The sequence below is a fragment of the Arthrobacter sp. Soil_N43 genome (assembly GCF_057655195.1).
Genome location: NZ_JBDGML010000049.1, coordinates 1 through 25,120, shown reverse-complemented (window position 1 = coordinate 25,120; position 25,120 = coordinate 1). Strand labels below are relative to the sequence as shown.

General features: G+C 65.9%; 23 protein-coding genes and 1 pseudogene. 7 read left to right on the top strand and 17 right to left on the bottom strand.

Annotation, left to right across the window (positions count from 1 at the left end):
• Positions 1-6: 6 nt before the first annotated feature.
• Complete coding sequence (gene fdxA, locus AC3A3W_RS03685) at positions 7-333, bottom strand: ferredoxin (protein ID WP_309986553.1); 327 nt, start codon at positions 331-333, stop codon at positions 7-9.
• A gap of 152 nt (positions 334-485) precedes the next feature.
• On the opposite strand from fdxA, the gene AC3A3W_RS03680 reads away from it, so the two are divergent.
• Complete coding sequence (locus AC3A3W_RS03680) at positions 486-731, top strand: putative acetyltransferase (RefSeq protein WP_487440524.1); 246 nt, start codon at positions 486-488, stop codon at positions 729-731.
• A gap of 18 nt (positions 732-749) precedes the next feature.
• Here AC3A3W_RS03680 and AC3A3W_RS03675 read toward each other — a convergent pair whose 3' ends face one another.
• A complete protein-coding gene (locus AC3A3W_RS03675; protein ID WP_487440523.1) occupies positions 750-2,030 on the bottom strand; it encodes an MFS transporter in 1,281 nt (426 codons plus the stop codon).
• Positions 2,031-2,092: 62 nt separating this feature from the next.
• Between AC3A3W_RS03675 and AC3A3W_RS03670 the strand changes: the two genes are divergently transcribed.
• Positions 2,093-2,602 (top strand): ArsR/SmtB family transcription factor, encoded by a 510-nt coding sequence (locus tag AC3A3W_RS03670; protein ID WP_487440522.1) that lies wholly within the window; start codon positions 2,093-2,095, stop codon positions 2,600-2,602.
• On the opposite strand, the gene AC3A3W_RS03665 is transcribed toward AC3A3W_RS03670, so the two are convergent.
• Positions 2,599-3,030: a hypothetical protein gene (locus AC3A3W_RS03665; protein WP_487440521.1), complete on the bottom strand. Its 432-nt coding sequence runs from the start codon at positions 3,028-3,030 to the stop codon at positions 2,599-2,601. The two genes, AC3A3W_RS03670 and AC3A3W_RS03665, sit on opposite strands and share 4 nt — an antisense overlap.
• Before the next feature lie 31 nt (positions 3,031-3,061).
• Positions 3,062-4,990: a translational GTPase TypA gene (typA, locus tag AC3A3W_RS03660; RefSeq protein ID WP_487440520.1), complete on the bottom strand. Its 1,929-nt coding sequence runs from the start codon at positions 4,988-4,990 to the stop codon at positions 3,062-3,064.
• Between the two features lie 270 nt (positions 4,991-5,260).
• Here typA and AC3A3W_RS03655 point away from each other — a divergent pair, with 270 nt between their 5' ends.
• Positions 5,261-6,106 (top strand): SGNH/GDSL hydrolase family protein, encoded by an 846-nt coding sequence (locus AC3A3W_RS03655; RefSeq protein WP_487440519.1) that lies wholly within the window; start codon positions 5,261-5,263, stop codon positions 6,104-6,106.
• Positions 6,107-6,119: 13 nt separating this feature from the next.
• On the opposite strand, the gene AC3A3W_RS03650 is transcribed toward AC3A3W_RS03655, so the two are convergent.
• Complete coding sequence (locus AC3A3W_RS03650) at positions 6,120-7,949, bottom strand: ABC transporter ATP-binding protein (RefSeq protein WP_487440518.1); 1,830 nt, start codon at positions 7,947-7,949, stop codon at positions 6,120-6,122.
• A gap of 79 nt (positions 7,950-8,028) precedes the next feature.
• Here AC3A3W_RS03650 and AC3A3W_RS03645 point away from each other — a divergent pair, with 79 nt between their 5' ends.
• On the top strand, positions 8,029-8,658 hold the full coding sequence (locus tag AC3A3W_RS03645; protein WP_487440517.1) for a PH domain-containing protein: 630 nt from the start codon (positions 8,029-8,031) through the stop codon (positions 8,656-8,658).
• 13 nt (positions 8,659-8,671) lie between these two features.
• Here AC3A3W_RS03645 and AC3A3W_RS03640 read toward each other — a convergent pair whose 3' ends face one another.
• The 4 genes from AC3A3W_RS03640 to ychF form a co-directional block, all read right to left on the bottom strand.
• Positions 8,672-9,823 (bottom strand): ABC transporter permease, encoded by a 1,152-nt coding sequence (locus tag AC3A3W_RS03640; RefSeq protein ID WP_487440516.1) that lies wholly within the window; start codon positions 9,821-9,823, stop codon positions 8,672-8,674.
• The gene (locus AC3A3W_RS03635) at positions 9,820-11,361 is read right to left on the bottom strand and encodes an ABC transporter permease (RefSeq protein WP_487440515.1); all 1,542 of its coding nucleotides are present in this window, start codon (positions 11,359-11,361) and stop codon (positions 9,820-9,822) included. The genes AC3A3W_RS03640 and AC3A3W_RS03635 overlap by 4 nt, the downstream gene beginning before the upstream one ends.
• Positions 11,362-11,532: 171 nt before the next feature.
• The gene (locus AC3A3W_RS03630) at positions 11,533-13,311 is read right to left on the bottom strand and encodes an ABC transporter family substrate-binding protein (protein ID WP_487440514.1); all 1,779 of its coding nucleotides are present in this window, start codon (positions 13,309-13,311) and stop codon (positions 11,533-11,535) included.
• Positions 13,312-13,643: 332 nt separating this feature from the next.
• The gene (ychF, locus tag AC3A3W_RS03625) at positions 13,644-14,729 is read right to left on the bottom strand and encodes a redox-regulated ATPase YchF (protein ID WP_487440513.1); all 1,086 of its coding nucleotides are present in this window, start codon (positions 14,727-14,729) and stop codon (positions 13,644-13,646) included.
• Between the two features lie 202 nt (positions 14,730-14,931).
• Here ychF and AC3A3W_RS03620 point away from each other — a divergent pair, with 202 nt between their 5' ends.
• A complete protein-coding gene (locus AC3A3W_RS03620) occupies positions 14,932-16,173 on the top strand; it encodes a DNA recombination protein RmuC (protein ID WP_487440512.1) in 1,242 nt (413 codons plus the stop codon).
• A 48-nt stretch (positions 16,174-16,221) separates the two neighbouring features.
• Here the strand turns inward: AC3A3W_RS03620 and AC3A3W_RS03615 are convergent, their stop codons facing one another.
• Positions 16,222-17,298: a 4-hydroxy-3-methylbut-2-enyl diphosphate reductase gene (locus AC3A3W_RS03615; RefSeq protein ID WP_487440511.1), complete on the bottom strand. Its 1,077-nt coding sequence runs from the start codon at positions 17,296-17,298 to the stop codon at positions 16,222-16,224.
• 24 nt (positions 17,299-17,322) lie between these two features.
• Positions 17,323-18,171 carry a hypothetical protein gene (locus AC3A3W_RS03610; protein ID WP_487440510.1) on the bottom strand — a complete coding sequence of 283 codons (849 nt, stop codon included), beginning with the start codon at positions 18,169-18,171 and terminating at the stop codon, positions 17,323-17,325.
• A 184-nt stretch (positions 18,172-18,355) separates the two neighbouring features.
• Here AC3A3W_RS03610 and xseA point away from each other — a divergent pair, with 184 nt between their 5' ends.
• Complete coding sequence (gene xseA, locus AC3A3W_RS03605; protein ID WP_487440509.1) at positions 18,356-19,648, top strand: exodeoxyribonuclease VII large subunit; 1,293 nt, start codon at positions 18,356-18,358, stop codon at positions 19,646-19,648.
• Between the two features lie 54 nt (positions 19,649-19,702).
• On the top strand, positions 19,703-19,954 hold the full coding sequence (locus tag AC3A3W_RS03600) for an exodeoxyribonuclease VII small subunit (protein ID WP_487440508.1): 252 nt from the start codon (positions 19,703-19,705) through the stop codon (positions 19,952-19,954).
• A 35-nt stretch (positions 19,955-19,989) separates the two neighbouring features.
• Here the strand turns inward: AC3A3W_RS03600 and AC3A3W_RS03595 are convergent, their stop codons facing one another.
• From AC3A3W_RS03595 to AC3A3W_RS03570, 6 genes and pseudogenes are all read right to left on the bottom strand, one after another.
• Positions 19,990-20,844: a PPK2 family polyphosphate kinase gene (locus AC3A3W_RS03595; protein ID WP_487440507.1), complete on the bottom strand. Its 855-nt coding sequence runs from the start codon at positions 20,842-20,844 to the stop codon at positions 19,990-19,992.
• Between the two features lie 35 nt (positions 20,845-20,879).
• The gene (locus AC3A3W_RS03590) at positions 20,880-22,100 is read right to left on the bottom strand and encodes a pyridoxal phosphate-dependent aminotransferase (RefSeq protein ID WP_487440506.1); all 1,221 of its coding nucleotides are present in this window, start codon (positions 22,098-22,100) and stop codon (positions 20,880-20,882) included.
• 138 nt (positions 22,101-22,238) lie between these two features.
• The gene (locus AC3A3W_RS03585) at positions 22,239-23,195 is read right to left on the bottom strand and encodes an ABC transporter substrate-binding protein (protein WP_487440505.1); all 957 of its coding nucleotides are present in this window, start codon (positions 23,193-23,195) and stop codon (positions 22,239-22,241) included.
• On the bottom strand, positions 23,192-23,935 hold the full coding sequence (locus AC3A3W_RS03580) for an ABC transporter permease (protein WP_309986500.1): 744 nt from the start codon (positions 23,933-23,935) through the stop codon (positions 23,192-23,194). Before AC3A3W_RS03580 ends, AC3A3W_RS03585 begins: the two co-directional genes overlap by 4 nt.
• Positions 23,932-24,645 carry an ABC transporter permease gene (locus AC3A3W_RS03575; protein WP_487440504.1) on the bottom strand — a complete coding sequence of 238 codons (714 nt, stop codon included), beginning with the start codon at positions 24,643-24,645 and terminating at the stop codon, positions 23,932-23,934. Before AC3A3W_RS03575 ends, AC3A3W_RS03580 begins: the two co-directional genes overlap by 4 nt.
• Positions 24,645-25,120, bottom strand: a pseudogene (locus AC3A3W_RS03570) (ABC transporter ATP-binding protein); the annotation flags it as partial. The gene AC3A3W_RS03575 and the pseudogene AC3A3W_RS03570, both read right to left, overlap by 1 nt.

The window sequence follows — 25,120 nt, the reverse complement described above, 5'->3', positions numbered from 1 at the left end:
CGCGCCTCAGTGATCCTGGTTCTGCGGCGGCAGCGCTGAAATCATGGGGTGGTCCGTGTGGGTGTTGCCGATCTTGGCGGCACCGCCCGGCGAGCCCAGTTCGTCGAAGAACTCAACGTTGGCTTTGTAGTAGTCAGCCCATTCCTCCGGGGTGTCATCCTCGTAGTAAATGGCTTCGACCGGGCAGACAGGCTCGCATGCGCCGCAGTCGACGCACTCATCCGGATGGATGTAGAGGGAACGTTCGCCTTCATAGATGCAATCGACGGGGCACTCCTCAATGCATGCCTTGTCCTTGACATCTACACACGGCTGCGCGATTACGTACGTCACGTCCCTTGCCTCTCCACGTTGGTACCGGCGGCTGGCCGGCTGGTGCTTCCGGCCTAAATGCCGGACTATCGACTTCAGAGCCTATTATCTCCCAGCCCCGCTCCGCGAACGAAGCGGCGCGTCACACTCGTGACGCGACATACGATGAACCGGTGAGTCCGACAACACCTTCAGCCCGTGAATTCCTGGCCACTGCCTCCCCCGGAACGCGGGTGGTGGTGCGCTACAGGATCGACGGCGGGTTCACGGACGCGCTGGGAGACCTCCTGGAGTGCAGCGCCGCCGCCTGCACCGTGCGCACCCGCAGTGCCGACGTCGTGATTCACCTCGACCTGGTGGTGGCGGCCAAACAGGTGCCGCCCCGGCCGGCGCGGCGCAGCCCGCGTGCCCCCGGCTGAGAGGGTGCACCCGTCCGCTCAGGAGCCCTCGACCTGGCTTGGCAGCGTGCGCATTCCCAGCAACGGCGAGAACACCACCGGTGCGGCCGCCAGGAAACTGCCGGCCGTTCCGATCCAGATCACCGCGATAAGGCCCAGGTGCTCGGCGAGGACACCGGACGCCAGTGCGGCCAGCGGCATCACCCCCCAGACAACGAAGCGGATGGACGCGTTCATCCTTCCCAGCAGGCGGGGCGGACACACGCGCTGGCGCATGCTGAGCTGCATGATGTTGTAGATCAGGACCACAAAGCCGAAGCAAAGTTCGGACAGGAGCAGCAGCGCCAGGGAAACCCCCGGCTCAGAGGCCATGGCCGCCAGCGGCAGGGGAACCAGGAAAACCGAACTGGCAACCGCGCAGAGCGGTATGACCGTGCCCTCCCCCACCCGGGCCGCCACCCGCGGAGCCGCCACTGCCCCGAGCAGCCCGCCGGCCGCGCCCACGGCCATGACCAGCCCCATCCCCTGCGCCCCGAGTCCAAGGTTGCGCAGGATCAGCACGGGCATCATGGTGAAAATCACCATGCCGCAAAAATTCATGGCCGCCGTGCAGGCCGCGATGCGGCTGATCAGCGGATGCCGGATCACGAAGGCGAGACCCTCTTTGATCTCGACGCGCAGCGGACGCCTGTCATCCACCTCGGCGGCCACCTCCCGGTCGCAGGTGCGGGCGAGGAAGGCGGCGGACAGGAGGTAGCCGATGGCTTCGCCCACGAACAGCACGGGAGCCGTGACCACCGCCAGCAGCAGGCCACCGGCGGCCGGTCCTCCGATCCTGGCTATCTGGGCCGTGCCTTCGAGTTTGGAGTTGGCCTGGTTGACCTGTCCGGGGGCGACGAGGACCGGAACGTAGCTCTGGTACGAGACGTCGAAGAACACAGTGGCCGTGCCAACGATCGCCGCGATGACGTAGAGGTGCCAGATCTCAAGCAGTCCGCCCCACCACAGCAGCGGCACCGCGGCCATTGCCGTCATCCGGGCGAGGTCGGCGCGGATCATGGTCGGACGCTTCAGCCACCGGTCCACCCAGGCACCGGCCGGAAGGCCCACAATGAGGAACGCGGCGAGGCCGGCGGCGTTGAGCACACCAACCTGGAACTCCGAGGCATGCAGCATGGACACGGCGAGGACCGGAAACGCCAGTTGCCCCAGCTGCGCACCGAACTGGCTCATCGCCTGCCCGGCCCAAAAAGTGGTGAAGTTACGGTCCAGCAACAGCGATCTGGATGCTTGACCTGCGGCGGTCGGGTCGGCTGTCACCGCATCAGTTTCCAGTGGTGATTGATATATGTCAATCACTTTTTGCTGGCTAGACTGGCGCTATGAATCCCGCCCCGGAAAGCGACGACGCAGACCTGGTGGCGAAGGGCCGTGCGCTCAGCTCCCCCATCAGGCTTCGGATCCTGCGGCTGTGCCTCCACCAGGCACGTACCAACAAAGAAATCGCCGAACTGCTGGGCATCAACCCCGCCTCCAGCCTTCACCACGTGCGTACCCTGGTGCGGACCGGCTTCCTGCTGGCAGAGGAGCGCCGGAAGGGACGGCGAGGCGCGGCTGAGGTGCCCTATATTGCCAGCCGCAAGTCCTGGAGTACTTCCGTGGACAACGTCGCGCCCATTCTCATCGAGACCTTCGTGCAGGAAACCCGGGACCTTCCGCCGGAGGACATCGAGGTGTGGCGCCTGGGCGTGAAGTTCAACGCGGCCCGGCGGCAGGAAATGCTGGGCAGGCTCCGCGCGGTGCTGGACGAATACATGGCCCTTCCGGCGGACGACGACGGCGAAGCCACCTCGCTGATGATCGCCCACCACCGGGATCCAACGGCTGACTAGTCGGCTGTCCCCGCGGCGGCGGCCGGGACAGGCACTGCGGGGGCCGGAGCTGCCGGTCGCTGCCGGCGGTACCGCCGGCACCAGGCCAGCATCAGCACGGTGACGACGGCGATCCCGTACACCCACATGTTCCCGGCCGGATCCCCGGCAATAAGACGCTTTCCGGGTGCCATGGCGGACCACCACCCCACCAGGACGTAGCACAGAACGCCCATGGCCGCCGTCGGCACGAGCGAACGGAACGCCGCCGCCACCAGCACCTGGAGGGAACCCAACAGCACCAGCGCGGCTACCGCACCCCAGGGCAGCACGAGGTCGGCGGCCGCCAGCTGATGGCGGTGCAGGGCCGTGCCGGCGAAGGCAGCAAAAAGAGCTGCCGGCACGGCGGCGGCCAGACCGCCTGCCATGCCGGCAGCTCTCTTATTCACGCGATATCCGTACTTGAGCGGATTGCTGCGGTTATGCCTTGGCGCGGGCGCGGGTGGCCTTGGCACGCTCGTTGGAGTCCAGGATCACCTTGCGGATGCGGATGGACTCCGGGGTGACTTCCACGCACTCGTCCTCGCGGGCGAATTCGAGCGATTCCTCGAGGGTCAGGTCGCGCGGGGGCGTCAGGTTCTCGAAGGTGTCGGAGGAAGCGGCACGCATGTTGGTGAGCTTCTTTTCCTTGGTGATGTTCACGTCCATGTCGTCGGCGCGGGAGTTCTCGCCGACGATCATGCCTTCGTAGACCTCGGAGGTGGGCTTCACGAAGAACGAGCCGCGTTCCTGCAGGTTGATCATGGCGAACGGGGTCACTACACCGGCGCGGTCGGCAACCATGGAGCCGTTGGTGCGGTATTCGATCGGGCCGGCCCAGGGCTCGTAGCCCTCAGAGATCGAGGACGCGATGCCTGCGCCGCGGGTGTCCGTGAGGAACTTGGTGCGGAAACCGATCAGGCCACGGGCCGGAACGATGAACTCCATCCGGCACCAGCCGGTGCCGTGGTTGGCCATGTTGGTCATGCGGCCCTTGCGGGCGGCCATGAGCTGCGTGACCGCGCCCAGGTACTCTTCCGGCACGTCGATGGTCATGTGTTCCATCGGCTCGTGGATCTTGCCGTCGATGGTCCGGGTGACCACCTGCGGCTTGCCCACGGTCAGCTCGAAGCCTTCGCGGCGCATCTGCTCAACGAGGATGGCCAGCGCGAGCTCGCCACGGCCCTGGACTTCCCAGGCGTCGGGACGCTCGGTGGGGAGAACCTTGATGGAGACGTTACCGATCAGTTCCTTGTCCAGGCGGTCCTTCACCTGGCGGGCGGTGACCTTGGCGCCCTTGACCTTGCCGGCCAGCGGCGAGGTGTTGATACCGATGGTCATGGAGATCGCGGGATCATCCACGGTGATCAGCGGCAGCGGCTGCGGGTTCTCGGCGTCGGTCAGGGTCTCACCGATGGTGATCTCCTCGATGCCGGCGACGGCGACGATCTCGCCCGGGCCTGCGGACTCGGCGGGAACGCGGTCCAGGGCCTTCGTGGCCAGCAGTTCGGTGATCTTGACGTTCTTCAGCTCGCCGTTGGCACGCGCCCAGGCGACGGTCTGGCCCTTGCGCAGGGTGCCGTTGTAGATGCGGAGCAGAGCCAGGCGGCCGAGGAACGGTGAGGCGTCCAGGTTGGTGACGTGCGCCTGCAGGACACCGTTCGGGTTGTACGTCGGTGCCGGGATGTGCTCGATGATGGCCTTGAACAGCGGCTCAAGGTCCTCGTTCTCCGGAGCGGTGCCGTCGGCCGGCTGCTCGAGGGAGGCGCGGCCAACCTTGGCTGCCGCGTAGACGACCGGTACTTCGAGGATCTTGTCCAGGTCGAGGTCCGGAACTTCGTCGGCGAGGTCGGAGGCCAGGCCCAGGAGCAGGTCCATGGATTCGTGGACGACTTCCTCGATGCGCGCGTCGGGGCGGTCGGTCTTGTTGACCAGGAGGATGACCGGCAGGTGCGCGGCGAGGGCCTTGCGGAGCACGAAGCGGGTCTGCGGCAGCGGGCCCTCGGACGCGTCAACCAGAAGCACGACGCCGTCAACCATGGACAGTCCGCGCTCCACCTCGCCGCCGAAGTCGGCGTGGCCGGGGGTGTCGATGACGTTGATGGTGATGGTCTCGCCGCCAGACGACGGGCCGTTGTAGGCAACCGTGGTGTTCTTGGCGAGGATGGTGATGCCCTTTTCACGCTCAAGGTCGCCGGAGTCCATGACACGGTCCTCGAGGTGGTTGTGAGCTGCAAAGGAGTTGGTCTGCTTGAGCATGGCGTCGACCAGGGTGGTCTTGCCGTGGTCAACGTGGGCCACAATCGCGACGTTGCGGAGGTCACTGCGCGATGCAGTGGCTACCGCAGTGTTGGTGGTGGTTTCAGACATGCGTTATTGCTCGATTCAGTGGTGAAGTCAGCTGTTGTATCGCGACATTTCCAACCGGAACGCACGACGGATCAGACCCTTTAACACAGGGCACCTATAGCCAGTCTAGCCGCTCTGCCATTTATTGGCCTAAAACCGCCAGAAAGCCGCACCCCGCCGCGTTACCAAATCGTGAGTGCGCAGCCGCGTCACGTGGCAAAATCACTGGCTTTTCCCGAACTGATCCCTCACTATTGCTTGAACACTATGCAACAGGCCAGGAGTCCACGGATGCTAGAAGCCTCAGCGCGGGCTGTCCTGATTGCCCCCGTCATTGCCGCCACCCTGCTGTTGGGTGCGTGCGGATTGCCGCCCCAGCCTGCTGCCGGCACGGACGGCCCATCTGCTCCCCGCGCCGCTCCGGTGCCCGCCGCAGAACCGGGCGAGCCGGTGGCCGCCGGTTCGGCGGCCACCGGCGACTTCACCGCAGTGGATCCTTCCGCCCTGCCGGCGGGTGCACTTTTCCGTAACCCTGCCAACGGCCGGGACGAAGTCATCATCGACAATATTGGCCGCACGGCCCTGCTGATCGGTGACTCGCAGTCCGAGCCGGCCGAAAGCTGGCCGCGCCGTGCCCTGGCGGGACTCGGCTACGACGTTTTCTTCTGCGGCAAGGGAGGAACGGGCTTTGTGGCCTCCAACGGGACCACGGGAAACTACGTCGATGCCCTGCAGCGGGGCGACTGGCATCTGCCCTACGGCTTTCCTCCGCTCGTCGTCATCGAAGGCGGCGGGAACGACGCCAAGCAGGGAGCCACCGACGAGCAAATCGCCGCCAACGCCGAGAGCCTGATCACCACCCTGAAGCAGCGCTACCCGGGTGCCAAGCTCGCCATGGTGGGCACGCTGGGCAAGGGCGCCGGAAACGGCGGCGGCCGGCGCGCCGAAGTGGACGCGCTGCTGGGGACCGTGGCGGCCGAACACGGCATCCCCTTCGTCAGCGTCGGCGACTGGCTGACCCGCTACGGGCTAGAGAACCAGCTGGCCGACGCCGTCCACATGAACGACGACGGCCACCGCGCGCTGGGAGCCCTGCTGGGCGGCCGGCTCTCGGCCCTCGGCCTCGGCGCCGGTTAGGCCTGCCGGTTACCTACTCAACGCCCGAGGCGAGCAGCTGGGCGCGCAGTTCGCGGCGCTCACGCTGCCGCTCCGGGTCCGGCAAGGGTACGGCCGCCAGCAGCCTTTGCGTGTACGGTTCCTGCGGGTTCCGGAGGATCTGGTCACGGGTCCCCTGCTCCACGATGCGTCCCCGCTGCATCACGCAGATCCTGTCGGCCAGCACGTCCACCACCGCGAGGTCGTGGGTCACGAAGAGGCAGGCGAAGCCCAGCTCACGCTGCAGGTTCTGGAACAGCTCCAGCACCTTGGCCTGGACAGACACGTCGAGCGCGGAGGTGGGCTCATCCGCCACCATCAGCTTCGGCTTCAGCGAGAGGGCACGGGCAATGCCCACGCGCTGTTTCTGTCCGCCGGACAGCTCGTGCGGGTACCTGTTGCGGTATGAGCGCGGCAGTTCCACCTGGTCCAGCAGGGCTTCGATCCGCTTCTGCAGGTCATTGCCCTTCGCCACGCCGGCGAGGTACATGGGTTCGCCGATGCTTTCGCCGATGGGCAGGCGCGGGTTCAGGGAGGACGACGGATCCTGGAAGACCATGCCGATGTGGCGCCGCACGTTGTGCAGCTGCCGGCCGTTCTTCTTGGCAGCGGAAATATCCTGGCCTACCACCCGCATCGTGCCGGCGGCGACGGGCAGCAGGCCCACTGCCGCCCGTCCGACGGTGGTCTTCCCGGAGCCGGATTCCCCCACGAGCCCTACGACCTGGCCGGGGTAGATGGTCAGGTTGGCGCCTTCCACGGCACGGAACGCCGGCACGCGGCCCTGCTTGGGGTACTCGATGGCCACGTCCGTGAGTTCGAGGACGGGTTCACCGGCAGGCCTCGCGGCCGCGGCAGCGGCCAGCGCCGCGGCATTCTCCCGCTCCCGTCGGACCAGTTCCTCGTGGTCCACGGATTCGAGTTCCGCGTGCGTGGCGGCCGCCAGCGCGGCAGTCACGTCCACGTCCGCCTCGGAGCCGGCGCCGCCCTGCCCGAGGTGCGGCACGGCCGCAAGGAGTGCCTGCGTGTAGGGGTGCTGCGGGTTGTGGAAGATCTGGTCCGCGGTGCCGGTTTCGACGATCAGTCCCCGGCGCATGACCGCGATCCGGTCAGCGAGGTCGGCCACGACGCCCATGTCGTGGGTGATGAGGACGATCGCGCTGTCCAGCTTGTTCCTGAGGTTTCGCATGAGGTCGAGGATTTCGGCCTGCACCGTGACGTCGAGGGCGGTGGTGGGTTCGTCCGCAATCAGCAGTTTGGGGTCGCAGGAGAGCGACTGGGCGATCATCGCGCGCTGCCGCTGGCCGCCGGACAGCTGGTGCGGATAGGACTTGAACGCCTTCTCAGGATCGGGCAGTTCCACGAGGTCCAACATCTGAAGGGCCCGTTCCCGGGCCTGGTCCGGCGAGACTTCGTTGTGGAGCCGTATGGTTTCCACGATTTGCGCGCCCACGGTGTACACGGGGTTCAGGGCGGTCATGGGCTCCTGGAAGATGACGGCCACATCCTTGCCGCGGACGCTGCGGATGTTGGAAGCGTCCGCTCCCAGCAGCTCCTTTCCGGACAGCTTCACGCTGCCGGAGACGCGGCTGTTGCTGGGCAGCAGCCCCAGCAAGGCCATGGAACTGGCGCTCTTGCCCGAACCGGATTCGCCCACGATGGCCAGCACCTCACCGGCGCGGACTTCGTAATCGAGGCCGACGGCGGCAGGCACCCACGCCTTGTCCACGCCGAAGTCGACGCTCAGGTTGCGCACCTCAAGGACCACCGGGCCCTTGTTTCCGGAACCGGCCACGGCGGGGCCGGTGCTGATGAAGTCAGACATTTGGGGATTTTCCTTCCACGCGGGCCGGCTGGGCACCTGAGATTAGTGCCGCGGCTCCGAATCCTGAATTATGGGGGGCATGAGCACTGCGCCGCACGCCGAAAACGCTGCGATCTTCAAGGCCCGCACCAATAAATGGTTCGCCGGGCTGGCCTGGCTGATAGCCGGCGTCGGTCTCGTCAGTACGGCCCTGACCGGCGGAGCAGAAGCGGTGCCCGGCATCGGGCCGCTGCTGCTTATCGCATATCTTGGCTGGCTCCTGTTCTGGCGCCCCTCCGTGGTGGTCCACGACGCCGGCGTCAGGCTCGAGAACCCGTTCCGGTCCGTTGCCGTGCCGTGGGCGGCCCTCGTGCAGGTGGACACGCGCTACGCCCTGACCCTGATCACGCCGTCCCGAAGCTACGGTGCCTGGGCTGCGCCGGCGCCGGGAATCTGGGGCGGACGCAATGCCCGCCCGGAGGACCTCCAGGGGCTGCCGGGAAGCACCTACGGACCCGGGCATTCCGTCCGGCCCGGCGATCTTAAGAGCACCGACTCGGGGCAGGCGGCACGGCTGGTGCGCGCCCGCTGGCAGCAACGGCTCGAATCCGGCGCCGTCGACGCCGGAAGCGCCGAGGGCACCCCGGTGACGGTCACGGTCCGCTGGCTGGAGCTGGGCGCCACCGCGGCGCTCGTCGCGTTCAGCATCTGGGGCGTGGCGCTGGTGTAGGGCGCAGGCCACGTCAGGCTCCCTTGTCGCCGGATGTGGTGCCGCCCCCGGCGGTCCTGTCCCCCGTGCTGCCGTCCTGGGCGGCGACCGGCGTCGTCCCTGGCGCGTGGGCGCTGCCCGTGTCCCGGGCTTTCTTGGGATTGAACTTTTTCTGCCGCGGATCAAACGCGTCCCGCAGCCCGTCGCCGATGAAGTTGATGCTCAGGCAGATGAGGACGATGAAGAGGCCGGGGAACCAGAAGAGCCACGGACGGGTGGTGAAGGCCTCCTGGTTCTGGGAAATGAGCAGGCCAAGGGAGGTGTCCGGGGACTTCACGCCCACGCCAAGGTAGCTCAGTGCGGTCTCGGTGAGGATCGCCGCGGACATGGTCAGCGTGACGTTGACGATCAGGACACCGACGGCGTTGGGCAGGATGTGCTTGAAGATGATCCGGGCGTTGCTGGCACCGGAGATCCGCGCGGCGTCGACGAATTCACGTTCCCGCAGGGTCAGGAACTCACCCCGCATCAGCCTCGCCAGGCCCACCCAGCTGATGAGCCCAAGGAAGATGCCAAGGGCCAGCACGCCGTTGGTGCTGGCAAACGAGGCAAACCAGCTCCCTTCGTCCCTCCGCCCCGCGAACTGGGCCATGACGGCGGCCAGCAGCAGCGCCGGAATGATGATGATGATGTCGGTGAGGCGCATGAGAATGGCTTCGGTCCAGCCGCGGAAGTAACCGGCCAGAGCGCCCACGGTGACGCCGATCAGCCCGGCGATGAGGCCGATGACCACCATGATGGTGATCGACTGCTGGGCACCGCGCATGGTCATGGCGAAGAGGTCCCGGCCGATCCGGTCCTGGCCGAAGGGGTGCTCCCCCCAGGCCAGCGGCCACAGGGAGGCCGTCGGGGCGCCGTCATTGGCGAGCGGCGAAACGGCTTCGTGGGTGTACTTCCACCATCCCGGGATTCCCGCATATCCGACGGACGTAAAGGCCATGAGGAAGATGATGGCAAAGACCACCAGACCCACGAGCGCGCCGGAATGGCCGAGGAACCGCTTGCGGACAATCTGCCCCTGGCTCAGTCCCTTGGCCTCGATGACTGGCTCGATGCCGGCGGCCTCCTGGCTTTTCAGGCTGGCCTGTTCGGCGACGATTTCGTCCTGCTGGCTCGGCTGGCTCATGCTTTCACCCTTACTCGTGGATCCAGTGCGGAGTAGGCGAGGTCTGCGATGAGGTTGAACACCATCGCCGTGATGGCGACGCAGATAAAGACGCCCATGACGGGGTTCGGGTCCACATGCAGAATGCCGTCGAGGAACAGGAAGCCCATGCCGCGGACGGAGAACACCGTCTCGGTGATGACGGCGCCGCCGATAAGCCCGCCGATGTCGAAGGCGACGATCGTGGCGACAGGGATGAGGGCGTTCCGGAATGCGTGCCGCATGACCACGGTCCGTTCGGACAGGCCCTTGGCCCGCGCTGTCCGGATGTAGTCCATGTTCATGATTTCAAGCATGGAAGCGCGGGTGAACCTCGTGTAGCCCGCCAGGGAGATCAGGATGAGCGCCGTGGTGGGCAGGATCAGGTGGGTGAAAGAGTCGAGCCCGAGGATCCAGAAGTCGCCCTCGATGTTCGGGGTGCCGGCGCCGATGGTCGCAATCGGGCGTCCGCGGACCCTGCTGTTGTTGAAGTACGCCGGCCAGGCCTGCATGAACCGGTCCAGGACGATGAGGAGGCCCAGCAGGAAGGACGTGATGGCCGCCGCACGCATGGACTGGCCGCGGTCATACCCGCCCACCAGGTAGCCGATCCCCATGCCCACGAGGACAGTGGCCACCGCGAGCAGCACGATCATGAGGAACGTGGCCTGGCTCAGCAGCGGCTGGATGAGGAAGTAGGCAACGACGCCCACACCTACGGCAATGAGCGCTGACCGCAGAGCCTTCCTGTTCCTCAGCCCTGCGGTCAGCAGGGTGACGGCAAAGGCGAGGCCCACTCCGGCAATGGCGATGACCACGGGGCCGAGCCCGGGGGTCTTGAACCAGAGGGTGACCGAGAAGTAGATGAGGATGGCTGATACAGCGGCGAAAACCGTTCCGCCCGTCAGCACCCGGCGCTTGGCATCGCCGCCCGCGACGATGATGGCCACGAGCCCGAACACCGCACCCACTCCGATGGCCACCGGCAGGGGGATCTCCGGATTCCTGAGGAAGTTGTTGAAGCCGATGGCGCCGAATTCCTTCAGCAGCACGGCGACCCAGAAGATGGGAAGGGAAAAGAACAGGAACGCCATGAAGGTCACGCCGTAATCCAGGCTGCTGTACTGGCGCAGTGCGGTGATGATGCCGAGGGTGATGCCGATGAGTATCGCCAGGATGGTGGCTGCGGTCACGAGCGTGAGGGTCTGGACCAGCGCGTGCCCCAGCGCATCGGTGATGGGCTGGCCCGCGATGTTCTTGCCCAGGTCACAGGTGCCGGCAAAGGGGACGAGGCACTGGGCCGCGCCGCCGAGCCACTTGAAGTACCGCAGGGGCGCAGGGGTTTCCAGGTCAAGGAGCGCGGAGCGTGAATCCATCAGCTGCTGTTTGTTGGGCGAGCTGCTGGCGCGGAACTCCGCGAGCGGATCGCCGGACGCGGCGGTGAGCAGATACACCAGGAAGGACGCGCCGAGGAGAATGAGTGCCGCGGTGACTAGCCGCCGGACAATGTAGGTCACCATCGTGATAGAACCTCAGTATTCGGGCCCGGGGATCGCCCGGACCGGTCGCAGGGTTGGCCGTGCCCGCCTGTCGTGTTGCCGGCACCGGCGGTGGATGTCGCCACGAGGCGCCGGGACCATGGTGCTTGATCCCGGCGCCTCAGCTAGCTTGTTGCAGTTGTGGTCATCGGCTTACTTTTCGGCCCACTCCCAGAAGTTCCACCAGACACCCGTCTGGTTGGGCATGAACTTTACGCCGGTGATGCGGTCGCTGTAGGCGTCCACACCAATGGACTGGAACAGCGGGAGACCGTACGCGGAAGCCCAGATCTTCTGGTCAATCTGCCGGATGAGGTCGTCCTGCTTGCCGCGGTCGGTGGTGACGATCAGTTCGTCCATCAGCTTGTCAGCCTCGGGATCGGTGAACTTGTTGAAGTTGGAACCGTTGCCCGTGCGGAAGATCTGCGGTACGCCGGAGACGCCGACGCCCGGGTTGATCCAGCCGAAGATCGCGGCGTCGTAGCCGCCCTTGCCGAGCGCCTTGCCCCAGTCGGAGGCACCGAGGCCGCCGTCGACGATCTTGAAGCCCGCCTTGGTCGCGGATTCACGGATCAGCGAGAACGCGTCCACGCGGTTCGGGTTGTCCTTGTTGTACATGATGCGGATTTCGGGAGTCTTGCCGGCCAGCAGCTGCTTGGCTCCGTCAATATCCACATCCTGGTAGGCAGCCGAGCCGTTTTCCTTCACGGAGTCGGCGTAGGCGGGCTGGGCGGGAACAAAGAGCTGTGAGTCCAGCGGCTTGGCTTCCGGATCCAGCTTCTTGATGATCTTGTCCACAATGTCCTTGCGGGGAACCGTCTTCATGAACGCTTCGCGGACATTCTTGTCGGCCAGCACGCCATAGAAGTTCAGGTCAATGTGGTCGTAGGAAAGCTGGTTGCCCTGCTCCACCGTGACGCCTTGGCTCTCGAGCGCCTTGAGCTGCTCAAGGGTATCGGCGGACGCCTGCGGGGCGATGATGTCGGCCTCGCCGTTCTTGAGCGCCTGGACCTGGGCCGGTGCGGAACCGATGTACCGGACGGTGATTTCGTCGAGCTTGGCCTCAGGGCCCCAGTTGTAGTCCTTGTTCTTGACCATGGTCAGGGACTGGTCCTGGTTGACGCTCTTGACGATGAACGGACCGTTGGAGAGGAAGAGGCTCGGGTCGCTCGGCAGGGTCTTGGAGTCGAAGCCCGTGTTCCAGAGGTCGGACATGGCCTTCAGCTTGCTGTCAACAGGCTTGGGGGCCTTGGCGTCACCACGCGGCATGCCCTTGAGGTGGTCGATGAACTCCTGGGTGTCGGCCATGCCGGCCTTCTTCGCCAGAACGTGCGCCGGGATGTCGATGCCGGGCCCGCCGAGGGCGATCTCCCAGTCCGCGAAGGGCTTGGAGTACTTCAGCGTCATGGACCGGTTGTTGTCGCCGATTTCCGGGAAGTCGGTGAGGGCAAGGCCCGTCGGGTCACCGGCGTACGAGAAGTAGGAGGTTCCTGCCTTCCCTTCCGCGTCGGCGTCGTTGTAGTACCCCGAGAAGGCAACCCACTGCAGGAGGAGGTCCGCCGCGGTGACGGGCGTGCCGTCGGACCATTTCACGCCTTCGTTGATGGTGTATTTGACCGTGAGCGGGTCATCGGAAGTCTTTTCCATCTTGCCGAACTTCTCATTGCGGACAACATTGAGCTGGTTGTCGATGTAATAGAAGCCGGAGTGGGTCGCGTAGCTGACCTTGGAGTTGATGTCAGTGTTGCCGTCAGCCGTGTTGGGGTTGAATGTGTTGAATGCGTTCACCTCGACAACGGTGGCGGTTCCCCCCTGCTTGCCCGCCGCGTTGCTCGTCGGGGTTGTCCCGGTGTTGGTGTTTGCGCAGGCGCTGAGTGCCAGCGCCGCTGCCGCGGCGACGCCTATTGCTTTGGAAATACGACCGAATCGCATTCCGCCTCCTATGTCTCTTTAGTGTGGAAAGGACCGCCGCTGTAGACGCCGGCCATAATGCCACATCCCCCCAGTGAGCATGTGGCATGTCTCACATGGGAAGTAGCCTAGACCCGAAGGCGTTGGCTGCGGACCGAAAGTTGCCCCTCAGTAAAGGTTGTTATCGAGATGCAACCTAGGGGTGGGCCGGCGGCATCCAAGGCCGGGAATGGTTGACCGGCTGGTTGCCTTCAACCGCGCGCCAACCACAAGAAAAGCCCCGGTCCAAGGGACCGGGGCTTCCAAGTGTTAATTCTCAATCACTGAACAGCAGGATTGAACAGTGCGCTTAACTAGACGTTGAAGCGGAACTCGACGACGTCGCCGTCGGCCATCACGTATTCCTTGCCTTCGATGCGGACCTTGCCGCGGGACTTCGCCTCGGCCATGGATCCGGCGTCGATGAGGTCGTCGAAGGAGACCACTTCGGCTTTGATGAAGCCACGCTGGAAGTCGGAGTGGATCACGCCTGCCGCCTGCGGGGCGGTGTCCCCCCGGTGGATGGTCCAGGCCCTGGCCTCTTTGGGACCTGCGGTCAGGTACGTCTGGAGTCCCAGCGTGTGGAACCCGACCCGCGCAAGCTGGTCGAGTCCCGACTCGTCCTGCCCGTTCATCTCCAGCATCTCGCGCGCCTCGGCCTCATCCAGTTCCACGAGGTCGGACTCCAGCTTGGCGTCGAGGAAGATGCAGTCAGCGGGCGCAACCATGGCGCGCAGCTCTTCCTGCTTCTCGGGGCTGCCGAGGATGCCTTCGTCGGCGTTGAAGACAAAGATAAACGGCTTGGCAGTCAGGAGCCCGAGCTCCTTGAGGTGCTCCATCTCCAGCTTGTCGCTCTTGATGGAGGAGTAGATGGTGTCGCCACGCTCCAGGACCGCCTGGGCGGCCTTGATCGCGGCGAGTTCAGCGGCGTCCCGCTTCTTGATCTTCACCTCTTTTTCGATCCGGGGAATGGCCTTCTCGATGGTCTGCAGGTCCGCGAGGATCAGCTCGGTGTTGATCGTCTCCATGTCCGAGCGGGGATCGACCTTGCCGTCGACGTGGACGACATCGGGGTCGTCAAACACCCGGACCACTTCGGCGATGGCCTGCGCCTCGCGGATGTTGGCAAGGAACTGGTTGCCCAGGCCCTCGCCTTCGGAGGCGCCCTTGACGATGCCGGCGATGTCCACGAAGGAAACCGCCGCCGGCAGCATCCGCTGCGAGCCGAAGATGTCAGCAAGCTGCTGGAGCCGGGGGTCGGGCAGGTTCACGACGCCGACGTTCGGTTCGATGGTGGCGAACGGATAGTTCGCCGCCAGCACCTGGTTGCGGGTCAGTGCGTTGAAAAGGGTTGATTTGCCGACGTTGGGCAGTCCGACGATGCCAATAGTAAGAGCCACGGACATTGATTCTACCCGTTGCGCGGCCGACGGCTGCTACGGACCAGGTCGCCAGCCGTCCACCCCGCGCACTCCGGCCCTGCCGGCGCGGGTGCAGGGGCCGACTGCAGAGCACAGGTGCAAGACGCCGCTGCAGGGCACAGCTGGCCGCGGCGCCACTGCCTTCGGCAAAAATGTCGCACCTGCGTGCCACAGTGAAGGCATGGATTCTTTTGCAGTCATTTTGGCCCTCCTGATGCTGTTGCTCGGCGCCCTGGCGGGGGCGGCCTTCGCTTACACGGTTTTGCGCCGCCGGAACGCGGCGCTGGAAGCGGATTTCGACGGCGTTTCGGCGCGGCTCTCGGCGGTCACCGCCCAATACGCTGCCGCCGAGGCCGAGCGGAAGCTGCTCGCCGTGCAGAACCGGGAGCTGGGTGAATCACGCCAGCAGGAGGGCAGTGTCCTGCGGGCGCTGGCTCCGGTCGCCGAAAAGCTGACGGCCGTTCAGCAGCAGGTCTCCCTGCTGGAACGTGACCGGTTGGAGCAGTACGGGCAACTCGCACAGCAGCTGCAGGAGGCCAGGCTCTCCGACGAACAGCTCATGAGGTCAACGCATGCCCTCGAAGCGGCGCTTCGCTCGAACAGCGCCCGCGGCCAGTGGGGTGAGGTCCAGCTGCGCCGGGTGGTTGAAGCATCCGGGATGCTGCGCCACGTCGATTTCCACGAACAGCTCCACAGCGCGGGAGCTGACGCTTCGGTCCGCCCGGACCTGGTGGTGCAGCTGCCGGGCGACAAGCAGCTCGTGGTCGACGCCAAGGTGCCGCTGTCCGCCTACCTCGAAGCCCAGGATCTTGGCCAGACCGACAGGGACACCGCCGGGAACCGGTCAAACCAGCAGACCCTGCTGGCGGCACACGCCAAGGCGCTCAAGTCCCATGTTGATGCGCTCAGCAGCAAGAAGTACTGGGACATATCCGGCAACTCCCCGGAGCTGGTCATCTGCTTCCTGCCGGCAGAATCCATCCTCGCGGCCGCGCTCTCTGCCGATCCGGGGCTGCTGGACCACGCGCTGTCCCGGAACGTGGTCCTGGCCTCGCCCGGCACGCTGCTGGCCGTCCTCAAATCCGTCGCCTTCACGTGGCGGCAGGACGTGCTGACGGACAGTGCCCGCGAGCTGTTCGAACTGGCCCGGCAGCTCTACGAACGGATGGGAACCCTGGGGGAAAATGTCAGCAAGCTGGGGTCCTCCCTGAAGTCCTCGGTGGACCGGTACAACTCCATGGTGGGCACCCTTGAGGCCCGGGTCCTCCCCACGGCGCGGAAACTCAATGCCCTCGACGCCACGGGGCTTGCCACGCCCTCCGCGGTCCAGGTCACACCCCGCTCGGTATCCGCTCCCGAGCTCCAGGCCCGGGAACGTCCGTCAGGCGGACGGGAGGAGGCCTCGGAGGAGGACGCCGCTTAGGGCCCGCCCGCCTGAGAGGCGTTGGCTGGTTGGTGGCTGGCTTGTTCGCTAGTTGGAACGCCGGCCACCGAGGGCCCGGGAGACATCGCCGGCTTCCTTGAGGGTTGCGCGCAGTTCCTTGGGCAAGGAGAAGAGCAGGTCCTCTTCGGCGGTGACGACCTCCTCGACGGCACCGTAGCCGTAGTCGGCCAGGAGCCGGAGAACATCCTTGACCAGCACCTCGGGCACGGAGGCGCCGGACGTGACACCTACCGTGGCCACGCCTTCGAACCAGGCCTCGTCCACCTCATTGGCGAAGTCGACGCGGTAGGAAGCCTTTGCCCCGTACTCGAGCGCCACCTCCACCAGACGTACCGAGTTGGAGGAGTTTGCCGAACCGACCACGATTACCAGGTCCGCCTGGGGCGCGATCTTCTTGATGGCCACCTGGCGGTTCGTGGTGGCGTAGCAGATGTCGTCGCTGGGCGGGTCCTGAAGCGTCGGGAAGCGCTCCTTGAGCAGCCGGACGGTCTCCATCGTTTCGTCAACGCTCAGTGTGGTCTGCGACAGCCAGATGACCTTTTCCGGATCCCGGACAGTCACCTTGTCCACCTCATGCGGACCGTTGATGATCTGGATGTGCTCGGGGGCTTCCCCGGCCGTGCCCTCCACTTCCTCATGGCCGTCATGGCCGATCAGGAGGATGTCGAAGTCGTCCTTCGCGAAACGGACGGCTTCCTTGTGGACCTTGGTGACCAGCGGGCAGGTGGCATCGATGGTGCGCAGGCCGCGGTCCTCCGCGGACTGGACGACGGCCGGCGACACGCCGTGGGCCGAGAAGATGACCAGGGCGCCTTCGGGCACCTCGTCGGTTTCGTCCACGAAGATGGCGCCCTGCTCTTCAAGGGAACTCACGACGTGCACGTTGTGGACGATTTGCTTGCGGACGTACACCGGAGGCCCGTAGTGCTCCAGCGCCTTCTCCACCGCGATGACGGCACGGTCCACGCCTGCGCAGTACCCGCGGGGGGCCGCCAGCAGTACCTTCTTGGCGCCGGACACCGGCGCGGCTGCCAGCACTTCCTCGGGTGAACGCCGCCGGCGCGGGACGGTGGGCATCGAAAGGGAGACAGCTGAGGAGGTCATTTCTCCATGCTACCGGGTGTGGCCTCAGCGTCTGCGGGCAGCGCCGCCAAGCAGACCGAACACCAGGCCCGCGCCCAGCAGTACGGCCCCGGTGACCGCGCCGGCCAGTATCCAGGAGCCGAAACCGCTGGCCGAGGCGGCCACGAATTCCCGCTTGAAGAGGTCTGCCACCTCGTTGCCGCTGGCTGTGCCCATGACCGCGTCGGACGCCCAGCGCGATCCCAGGCTCCACAAGCCGGCCACCCCGAGGGCTCCGATGCCCGTGCCCACCAGCACTTTCCAACGCCGCCGGGCAGCCACCAGGGCGAGGAGGAAGGCGATGCCCGCCCCGAGGGCCATGCTGTAGCCGAGCGGAGCGTAGACGGCGACCTGTTCGATGAGCTGTCGCTGGCTGGACTGGCCAACGGTCAGCAGGGTCTGCTGCGGGGCTTCCAGGGGCACGCCGAGGCGCTCCGAGATCTGCCCGGCGGCGAGGGCCACAAGCGGCGCCACATCCAGGGTGATCGAGGTCGCGGAGTCGGCTTCGGAAGGAACGGTGCCTGCCGCGGCAAAGTTGAGCCGGTGGCTCTTCCGCAACGTCTCTTCCCAGGCGGAGGGGTAGCCGGGGAGTCCGGTGAGTGACGCGGCAGCCGATTCCAGCAATGGCCGGACGGTTTCTGCCAGGGGGCCGGGTATCGCCCCGCCGGTGTCGATTCCGCCCACCGCGGCCGCGGCAAGCCGTTTCTGAAAGGTCGGGTCCTTGCCCAGAGGGGCGGCCAGGGCAACAAAGCCCTCCTCCTGCACGATGTTGCGGTCCACCCAGATGGCCGGGACGGCAACTGCGGCCAGCAGCAGGCCAAGGACAACGGCCACGGCCGAAACAAAAGAGCGCAAGGGATTCCTAGCTGGTTGGGGTTCCTGGCGGGTCGATGGGACACAGCCATCCTAGGTGCGCGGCCGCATGAGCAAAAAAATGTCGCCGCCCGGTGATAAAGCTATAGATAGAGTTGATTAACCCACCGCGACGGCAAAGGACAGCCACTCATGCAACAGGGCAACGCCTCCACCCGGGCTGCACATGGCTGAAAATGCCACCGTGCCGGCCGCCGGACGCACAACGGTGCCTCCCACTGCCGCGGACACGAGCCCCGATAACCCGTGGCCGCTGCAGTTGCTCTCCCAAAAGCTCAAGGCCCATATCGAGCGGGCCCCAGCCGCGTGGGTCGAAGGCCAGGTCATCGAACTGAACCGGCGTGGCACCAGCGCCTTCCTGACGCTCAGGGACGTCGACGCGGAGATTTCACTGCCGGCGTCCGTCTGGTCGAAGATCCTTGACCGCCAGGAAACGCCGCTCGAGCGCGGCAGCAGGGTGGTTGCCCTGCTCAAGGCGGAGTTCTGGCTGAAGACCGGACGGCTGAACATGTCCGTCAAGGACATCCGCCCGGTAGGCCTGGGCGATCTCCTCGCCAGGATCGAGAGGCTGCGGCACGCCCTCGCCGCCGAAGGCCTCTTCGCCGAATCACGGAAGAAGCGGCTGCCGCTGCTGCCGCACCGGATAGGCCTGATCACCGGCCGGGACTCCGACGCCAAGAAGGACGTGCTCCGCAACGCAGCGCTGCGGTGGCCCGCCGTCGAGTTCGAGGTCCGTGAGGTGGCGGTTCAGGGAAACACCGCAGTGACCCAGATTATCGGGGCGCTGCGGGAACTTGACTCCCGCGCCGACGTGGACGTGATCGTTATCGCACGCGGAGGGGGCGCGCTGGAGGACCTCCTGCCCTTCAGCAACGAGGAACTCATCCGCGCCGTTGCCGGCGCCGTCACCCCGGTGGTGAGCGCCATCGGGCACGAGGCGGACCGGCCCATCCTGGACGACGTCGCCGACCTTCGCGCTTCCACGCCCACGGACGCCGCCAAGCGGATTGTTCCGGAGGTCTCGGAAGAGCTCGCCCGGGTCCGCCAGGCGGAAGCGCAGCTGCACCGCTCTGTAGCGCAGCTCGTCGCCAGGGAATCCGACCGCCTCGCCGCCCTGCGTTCCCGTCCCGTCCTCGCCTCACCGGAAGGCATGGTCACCGCGAGGGAGGAGGATGTTGAGCGGCTTTCCCGACGCTCCACCGCGGCGATCAGCGCGGCTGTCACGAGGGCAGCCGACCAGCTCACACACCTCCAGGCACAGGTCAGGGCGCTCTCGCCGCAGCAAACACTGGACCGCGGCTACGCCGTCGTCCAGCTCGCCGGAGGCAACGGGGCGTCGCCAGGGACTGTGGTGCGACACCCCTCGCAGGTTCCTCCCGCCACGGAACTTTCCGTCCGGGTCGCGGGCGGGCGGTTCGGTGCCACATCGACCGGCACCCGACAGCCCGCCAGTGCGTAGCGGCAGCGACAACCTAACCAGACCAACCAGACCAACACGACAGGTGAAACTGACATGACAGACAACACCAACGACGCCGGCCCCCCCGCCGCGGCGGAGGCTCCCCTACCGGCGGATATCGAGGCACTGAGCTACGAGGAAGCACGGGAACAGCTCGTGGCCGTGGTCTCCAAGCTCGAGGCCGGCGGGACCAGCCTTGAGGACTCCCTGGCCCTGTGGGAACGGGGCGAGGCATTGGCACGGCGCTGTGAGGAATGGCTGGAGGGCGCCCGGAAACGGCTCGCGGCTGCCCACAAGGACAGCTGACGGCGGCGGAGAGTTAGCCGCAGATTAGACCCGGTTCAGGAGCGCTCGACGAGGCGGCGCTCGGTTTCCACGTCGAACTCGGCCTTGGGCCACGCCAGCTCAAGTTCTTCCAGCCCCTCCAGCAGCAACTGCTGCACCGCGATCCGCGCATACCATTTCTTGTCGGCCGGCACGACGTACCAGGGCGCGTGGTCCGTGTTGGTGACATCGAAGACTGCCTGGTAGGCGGCCATGTAGTCGTCCCAGAAGGCGCGCTGTTTCAGGTCCTCGGTGTTGTACTTCCAGTGCTTGGCCGGATTGTCCAGCCGGGCCAGCAGCCGCTGTTTCTGCTCATCATTGCTGATGTGCAGCATGACCTTAATGACCTTCGTGCCCACGGCAACCTGCCGCGCCTCGAACTCGTTGATCGCCGCATAGCGGCGTTCAAGCTCCTTCGGGTCCGCCCAGCGGTGAACCCGGTGGATCAGGACATCCTCATAATGGGACCGGTCAAAGACCCCCAGCATGCCGGCGGCCGGGACTTCTTTTTCGATGCGCCAGAGAAAGTCGTACGCCTTCTCCTCAGGCGTGGGGGCCTTGAAGGACTTGAACTGCACGCCCTGCGGGTCCATGGCTCCCAGGACGTGCTTCACGATGCCGCCCTTGCCGGCAGTGTCCATCCCCTGCAGGATCAGCAGGACACGCTTGGTGCCGCCAAACTTGGACTCGGCAAACAGCTTTTCCTGAAGCTCCGCGAGTTTTCCATCAAGGTCCTCAAGGAGCGCCTCGCCGTCGGCCTTAACCCCCGAATAGCCCGTGGTGGCGTCAGGGTCCACATCCGCCAGCTTGAAGCCCTTGCCGACCCGCAAGGATTTGGAGGGGAACTTCGCGAATTCCACAAAGCCGGCCATGAGGACCTCTTTCCACAGTTGAATGTGGGTAAAGGCTAGTTCCCCTGATACCTGCTGAGGAAGTCTCCCATGCGGCCAATCGCTTCTTCGATGTCCTTCACGTTTGGCAGGGTGACCATCCTGAAGTGGTCCGGCCGCACCCAGTTGAACGCCCTTCCGTGCGACACGAGGATTTTCTGTTCCTTGAGCAGGTCCAGCACGAACTTCTCGTCGTCCCGGATGTGGAAGACCTCGGGATCCAGCTTCGGGAACAGGTACAGCGCTCCCCTGGCCTGCTGCGTGCTGACGCCGGGAATCGCGTTCAGCATGTCGTACGCCTTGTTGCGCTGCTCCAGCAGGCGACCGCCGGGCAGGATGAGGTCGTTGATGCTCTGGTAGCCGCCCAGCGCCGTCTGGATGGCGTGCTGCGCCGGCACGTTGGCGCAGAGCCTCATGTTGGCGAGCAGGTTGATGCCTTCGAGGTAATCCGAGGCATCCTTCTTCGGCCCGGAAATGCCCATCCAGCCCGCACGGTACCCGCAGACGCGGTAGGCCTTGGACAGCCCGCTGAACGTCAGGCACAGGACGTCGTCGCCGGTGAGGCCTGCCATGTTCACGTGAACGGCATCCTCGTACAGGATCTTCTCGTAGATCTCGTCGGCGAAGATGACCAGGCCGTGCTTTTCCGCCAGCGCCACGATCTTGCGCAGCGTGCTCTCCGGATACACGGCGCCGGTGGGGTTGTTCGGATTGATGACCACGATCCCCTTGGTGCGCGGCGTGATCTTTGCTTCGAGGTCCTCCAGGTCCGGCTGCCAGCCCGATTCCTCGTCGCAGAGGTAGTGGACGGGACGTCCGCCGGCCAGGGCCACCGAAGCCGTCCACAACGGATAGTCGGGGGTGGGGATCAGGATCTCATCGCCCTCTTCGAGCAGCGCCATGAGCGACATGGTGATGAGTTCACTCACGCCGTTGCCGAGGTAGATGTCGTCCACGTGGATGTTCTGGATGCCCCGGGTCTGGTAGTACTGCGAGACCGCCGTGCGTGCGGAAAAGATGCCTCGGGAGTCGCTGTAGCCCTGGGCATGCGGCAGGTGGCGGATCATGTCCACCAGGATCGCGTCCGGCGCTTCAAAGCCGAAGGGCGCGGGGTTTCCGATGTTCAGTTTGAGGATCCGGTGACCCTCCGCCTCCATCTGCTGGGCGGCCTGAAGAATCGGTCCACGGATGTCGTAAAGGACATTATGAAGCTTGGTGGACTGCTTGAATTCTGCCATCCATCAAATATGCCATATGCGGGATGCGCTTCCGGGGAGACTTGGCTCACATGCGACGGAGGGTGCCGGGTCCCCGCGGGGATCCGGCAGCCGCCGTCGAGGTTCGGTTCCTGAGGAAAGTCGCTGGGCGGAGTTGCCCTACTTGACGATCCCCTTGTCCTTGAGCCAGCCGGCAGCTGCATCCTTGGCGTTCTGCTTCTGGGTGCCGCTGACAGCACGGTTGAGGTTGATGAGGTCTTCCGTCGTGAGGATCCGGGACACCCCGTTCAGGGCTTCCTTGGCCTGGTCGGTCACCTTGGCGGTGTTGTACAGGGGCAGCACCTGCTGGGCCTTGAAGTTGTTCTTGGGGTCTTCCAGGACCACGAGGTCGTTGTCGGCAATCGACGGCGTTGTGGTGTAGATGTCGGCCACCTGGACTTCATCCGTCAGGAGGGCCTGCAGTGTCAGATTGCCGCCGCCGTCGCTGAACGGCTTGAGCGCCTTGAGTTCGCAGTTGTAGTTCTTCTTGAGCCCCGGGAACCCGTAGGCGCGCGTTTCGAACGTGGCGGGCGCTGCCATGGTGAAGTCCTTGCAGACCTTGGCCAGGTCCTCGATGGATTTCAGCTGGTGCTTCTCTGCCGTGGCCTTGGTCACCACCATCGCGTCCTTGGACTCGGCCTTGGCCGCCTCCAGCACCGCGAGGCCCTCCGGCAGCTTCTCCGGCAGGGCCTTGTAGACGTCCTCCGCCGCAACTTCCGGGGCCTCGGCGTCCACGTGCGAGAGCAGGTTCCCCGAGTAGTCCGGCACGACGTCCACGGAACCGTCCTGCACAGCCTTGAAGTAGATCTCACGGGAGCCGATATTGGGCTTGGTGGTGGCCTTGATGCCGGCCGCGTTCAGTGCCCCGGCGTAGATTTCGGCGATGACCTGGCTCTCGGGGAAGTCAGCGGAGCCGACAACCAGTGAACCGCCGCCCGTCGCGCCGCCGGCGGTGGTGGTCGGTGACGTCAGCGGATCACCGCCGCCGCAAGCCGTGAGCGCCAGGGCCATGCCAACACCTGCGGCCAGGCCGCCCAGGCCGCGGCGGGTGACAGTCGTGTTGATGGGGTGCTTCATGGGGTGCCTCCTTGAACAGCGGCCGTCGCGGGTGCGGCAGCCGTGAGAGTGGTGGCGGCCTTGCGGCCGCCCTTGGGACCGGTGCTCAGTCCGGGTGAAACCAGCAGCCTCTGGGCCGCTGCGAGGACGAGGTCGACGGCGATCGCCAGGCCGGCGATCAGCAGCGAACCGGCCAGCATCCTGGGGAAATCCTGAAGGACCAGGCCGTCGAAGAGGTACCGTCCGAGTCCCCCGAGCGGGAGGTACGCCACGACCGACACCGTCGCGATCACCTGCAGCACGGCGGTGCGGATGCCCCCGAACATCACCTGGAGGCCGTTGGGCAGCTCCACCCTGAAGAGGATCTGCAGTTCCTTCATGCCCATGGCGCGCGCGGCGTCCACGACTGTTTCGTCGACGCTGGAGATTCCGGCGTAGGTGCCCGCCAGCAGCGGCGGGACCGTGAGGATCACCAGCGCCCACACCGGCGGCATGAGGCCGCTGCCGGCAATGAGCGCGAAGAGCACCAGCAGGCCCAGCGTTGGCAGGGCACGGAGTGCTCCGGCCACGGCTACGGCCGCGACCCTCCCCCGCCCGGTATGGCCGATATAGAGCCCGACAGGCACGGCGATCGCCGCGGCGATGACCAGCACGAGGCCGCTGTACTGCAGGTGCTCGAGCAGCCGCGTGGCGATGCCAGAACTCCCCGCCCAATGGCTTGGGTCGGCGAGCCACTCAAAGGTTTCGGTGAAAATACTCATGGCCGCGCCCCCGCATGGACCTGCGCATCGGCGATGTACTCCGCGCCTGTGACCGGCTCGGCGCGGGAGGCCGCTGCCGATGCCCGGGTCCACGGCGTGAGCAGCCGCTCCAGGAGGACCAGGACGGCGTCCATCAGGAGCGCGAGCAGCAGAATGGCGACGATGCCCACCACTACCTCGGTGACGAAGGTCCGCTGCAGCCCGTCCGTGAAGAGGATCCCCAGGTTCCCCACGCCCAGCAGCGCGGCAACGCTCACCAGCGAGATGTTGCTGACGGACACCACCCGCAGTCCGGCAAACAGGACGGGAAGGGAGAGGGGCAGATCAATGGACAGGAAGCGTGCCGCGGGTTTGTAGCCCATGGCCACCGCCGCCTGCCGAAGGTCGTCATCGACCGAATCGAAGGCGTCCATGGCAGCCCGCACCAGCAGCGCCACCGCGTAGATGGTCAGGGCAACGATGACGTTCAGGGGGTCCAGGATCCGCGTTCCCAGCAGGGGCGGCAGGATGATGAAGAGTGCCAGCGACGGGATGGTGTAGAGCAGCGACGTGAACGTGGTCACGACCGACCTGAGCACAGGGTGGCGGCGGGAGACCTGGGCCAGCGGAATGGAAATCAACAGCCCCAGGACCATCGGCACCAGGGCAAGGACCAAGTGCTGGCCCGCTCGCTCGAAGACCATGCCGCTGTTCGCCAGGAACCAGTCCATCAGAGTGCATCCTGCCGGACCCGGCGGGCGGATTCGATGACGGCGAGCACTTCCGCCGCCTCGATCACACCGGCGACCCTGCCGTCACCGTCCACCGCCACCCCCAGCCCGGACGGCGAGGACAGGGCGGAATCCAGCGCCCGGCGCAGGGTATCCCCGGGCCGGAACAGCGACCCTCCCGGGATGAGGTCGGAACCCGAGCCGGGGCCTTCCCAGCCCAGGGGCCGGGACTCGGCGTCCACGACGAGGCGCCAGCCGCCGGCGTTTCCCCGGGCGTCGACGTCGGTGCCGCCGTCGGCGTTCCCGCCGCGGGTGACCGTCGGCACCGGGTGGATGGCCACGCCGTCGGCCGCCGAAAACCCCAGGTGCCTGAACCCGCGGTCCCGGCCCACGAACGATGCCACGAACTCGTTGGCCGGCGCGCGCAGGATTTCCTCCGGAGTCGCGTACTGGGCTAGCTTGCCGCCGACGGCGA

Excerpts from the sequence above, each read along its gene's own strand:
- AC3A3W_RS03670 (WP_487440522.1), top strand. The coding sequence starts at position 2,093 with ATGAATCCCGCCCCGGAAAGCGACGACGCAGACCTGGTGGCGAAGGGC.
- typA (WP_487440520.1), bottom strand. The coding sequence starts at position 4,990 with ATGTCTGAAACCACCACCAACACTGCGGTAGCCACTGCATCGCGCAGT.
- AC3A3W_RS03655 (WP_487440519.1), top strand. The coding sequence starts at position 5,261 with ATGCTAGAAGCCTCAGCGCGGGCTGTCCTGATTGCCCCCGTCATTGCC.
- AC3A3W_RS03650 (WP_487440518.1), bottom strand. The coding sequence starts at position 7,949 with ATGTCTGACTTCATCAGCACCGGCCCCGCCGTGGCCGGTTCCGGAAAC.
- AC3A3W_RS03645 (WP_487440517.1), top strand. The coding sequence starts at position 8,029 with ATGAGCACTGCGCCGCACGCCGAAAACGCTGCGATCTTCAAGGCCCGC.
- AC3A3W_RS03640 (WP_487440516.1), bottom strand. The coding sequence starts at position 9,823 with ATGAGCCAGCCGAGCCAGCAGGACGAAATCGTCGCCGAACAGGCCAGC.
- AC3A3W_RS03635 (WP_487440515.1), bottom strand. The coding sequence starts at position 11,361 with ATGGTGACCTACATTGTCCGGCGGCTAGTCACCGCGGCACTCATTCTC.
- AC3A3W_RS03630 (WP_487440514.1), bottom strand. The coding sequence starts at position 13,311 with ATGCGATTCGGTCGTATTTCCAAAGCAATAGGCGTCGCCGCGGCAGCG.
- AC3A3W_RS03620 (WP_487440512.1), top strand. The coding sequence starts at position 14,932 with ATGGATTCTTTTGCAGTCATTTTGGCCCTCCTGATGCTGTTGCTCGGC.
- AC3A3W_RS03615 (WP_487440511.1), bottom strand. The coding sequence starts at position 17,298 with ATGACCTCCTCAGCTGTCTCCCTTTCGATGCCCACCGTCCCGCGCCGG.
- xseA (WP_487440509.1), top strand. The coding sequence starts at position 18,356 with ATGGCTGAAAATGCCACCGTGCCGGCCGCCGGACGCACAACGGTGCCT.
- AC3A3W_RS03600 (WP_487440508.1), top strand. The coding sequence starts at position 19,703 with ATGACAGACAACACCAACGACGCCGGCCCCCCCGCCGCGGCGGAGGCT.
- AC3A3W_RS03595 (WP_487440507.1), bottom strand. The coding sequence starts at position 20,844 with ATGGCCGGCTTTGTGGAATTCGCGAAGTTCCCCTCCAAATCCTTGCGG.
- AC3A3W_RS03590 (WP_487440506.1), bottom strand. The coding sequence starts at position 22,100 with ATGGCAGAATTCAAGCAGTCCACCAAGCTTCATAATGTCCTTTACGAC.
- AC3A3W_RS03585 (WP_487440505.1), bottom strand. The coding sequence starts at position 23,195 with ATGAAGCACCCCATCAACACGACTGTCACCCGCCGCGGCCTGGGCGGC.
- AC3A3W_RS03580 (WP_309986500.1), bottom strand. The coding sequence starts at position 23,935 with ATGAGTATTTTCACCGAAACCTTTGAGTGGCTCGCCGACCCAAGCCAT.
- AC3A3W_RS03575 (WP_487440504.1), bottom strand. The coding sequence starts at position 24,645 with ATGGACTGGTTCCTGGCGAACAGCGGCATGGTCTTCGAGCGAGCGGGC.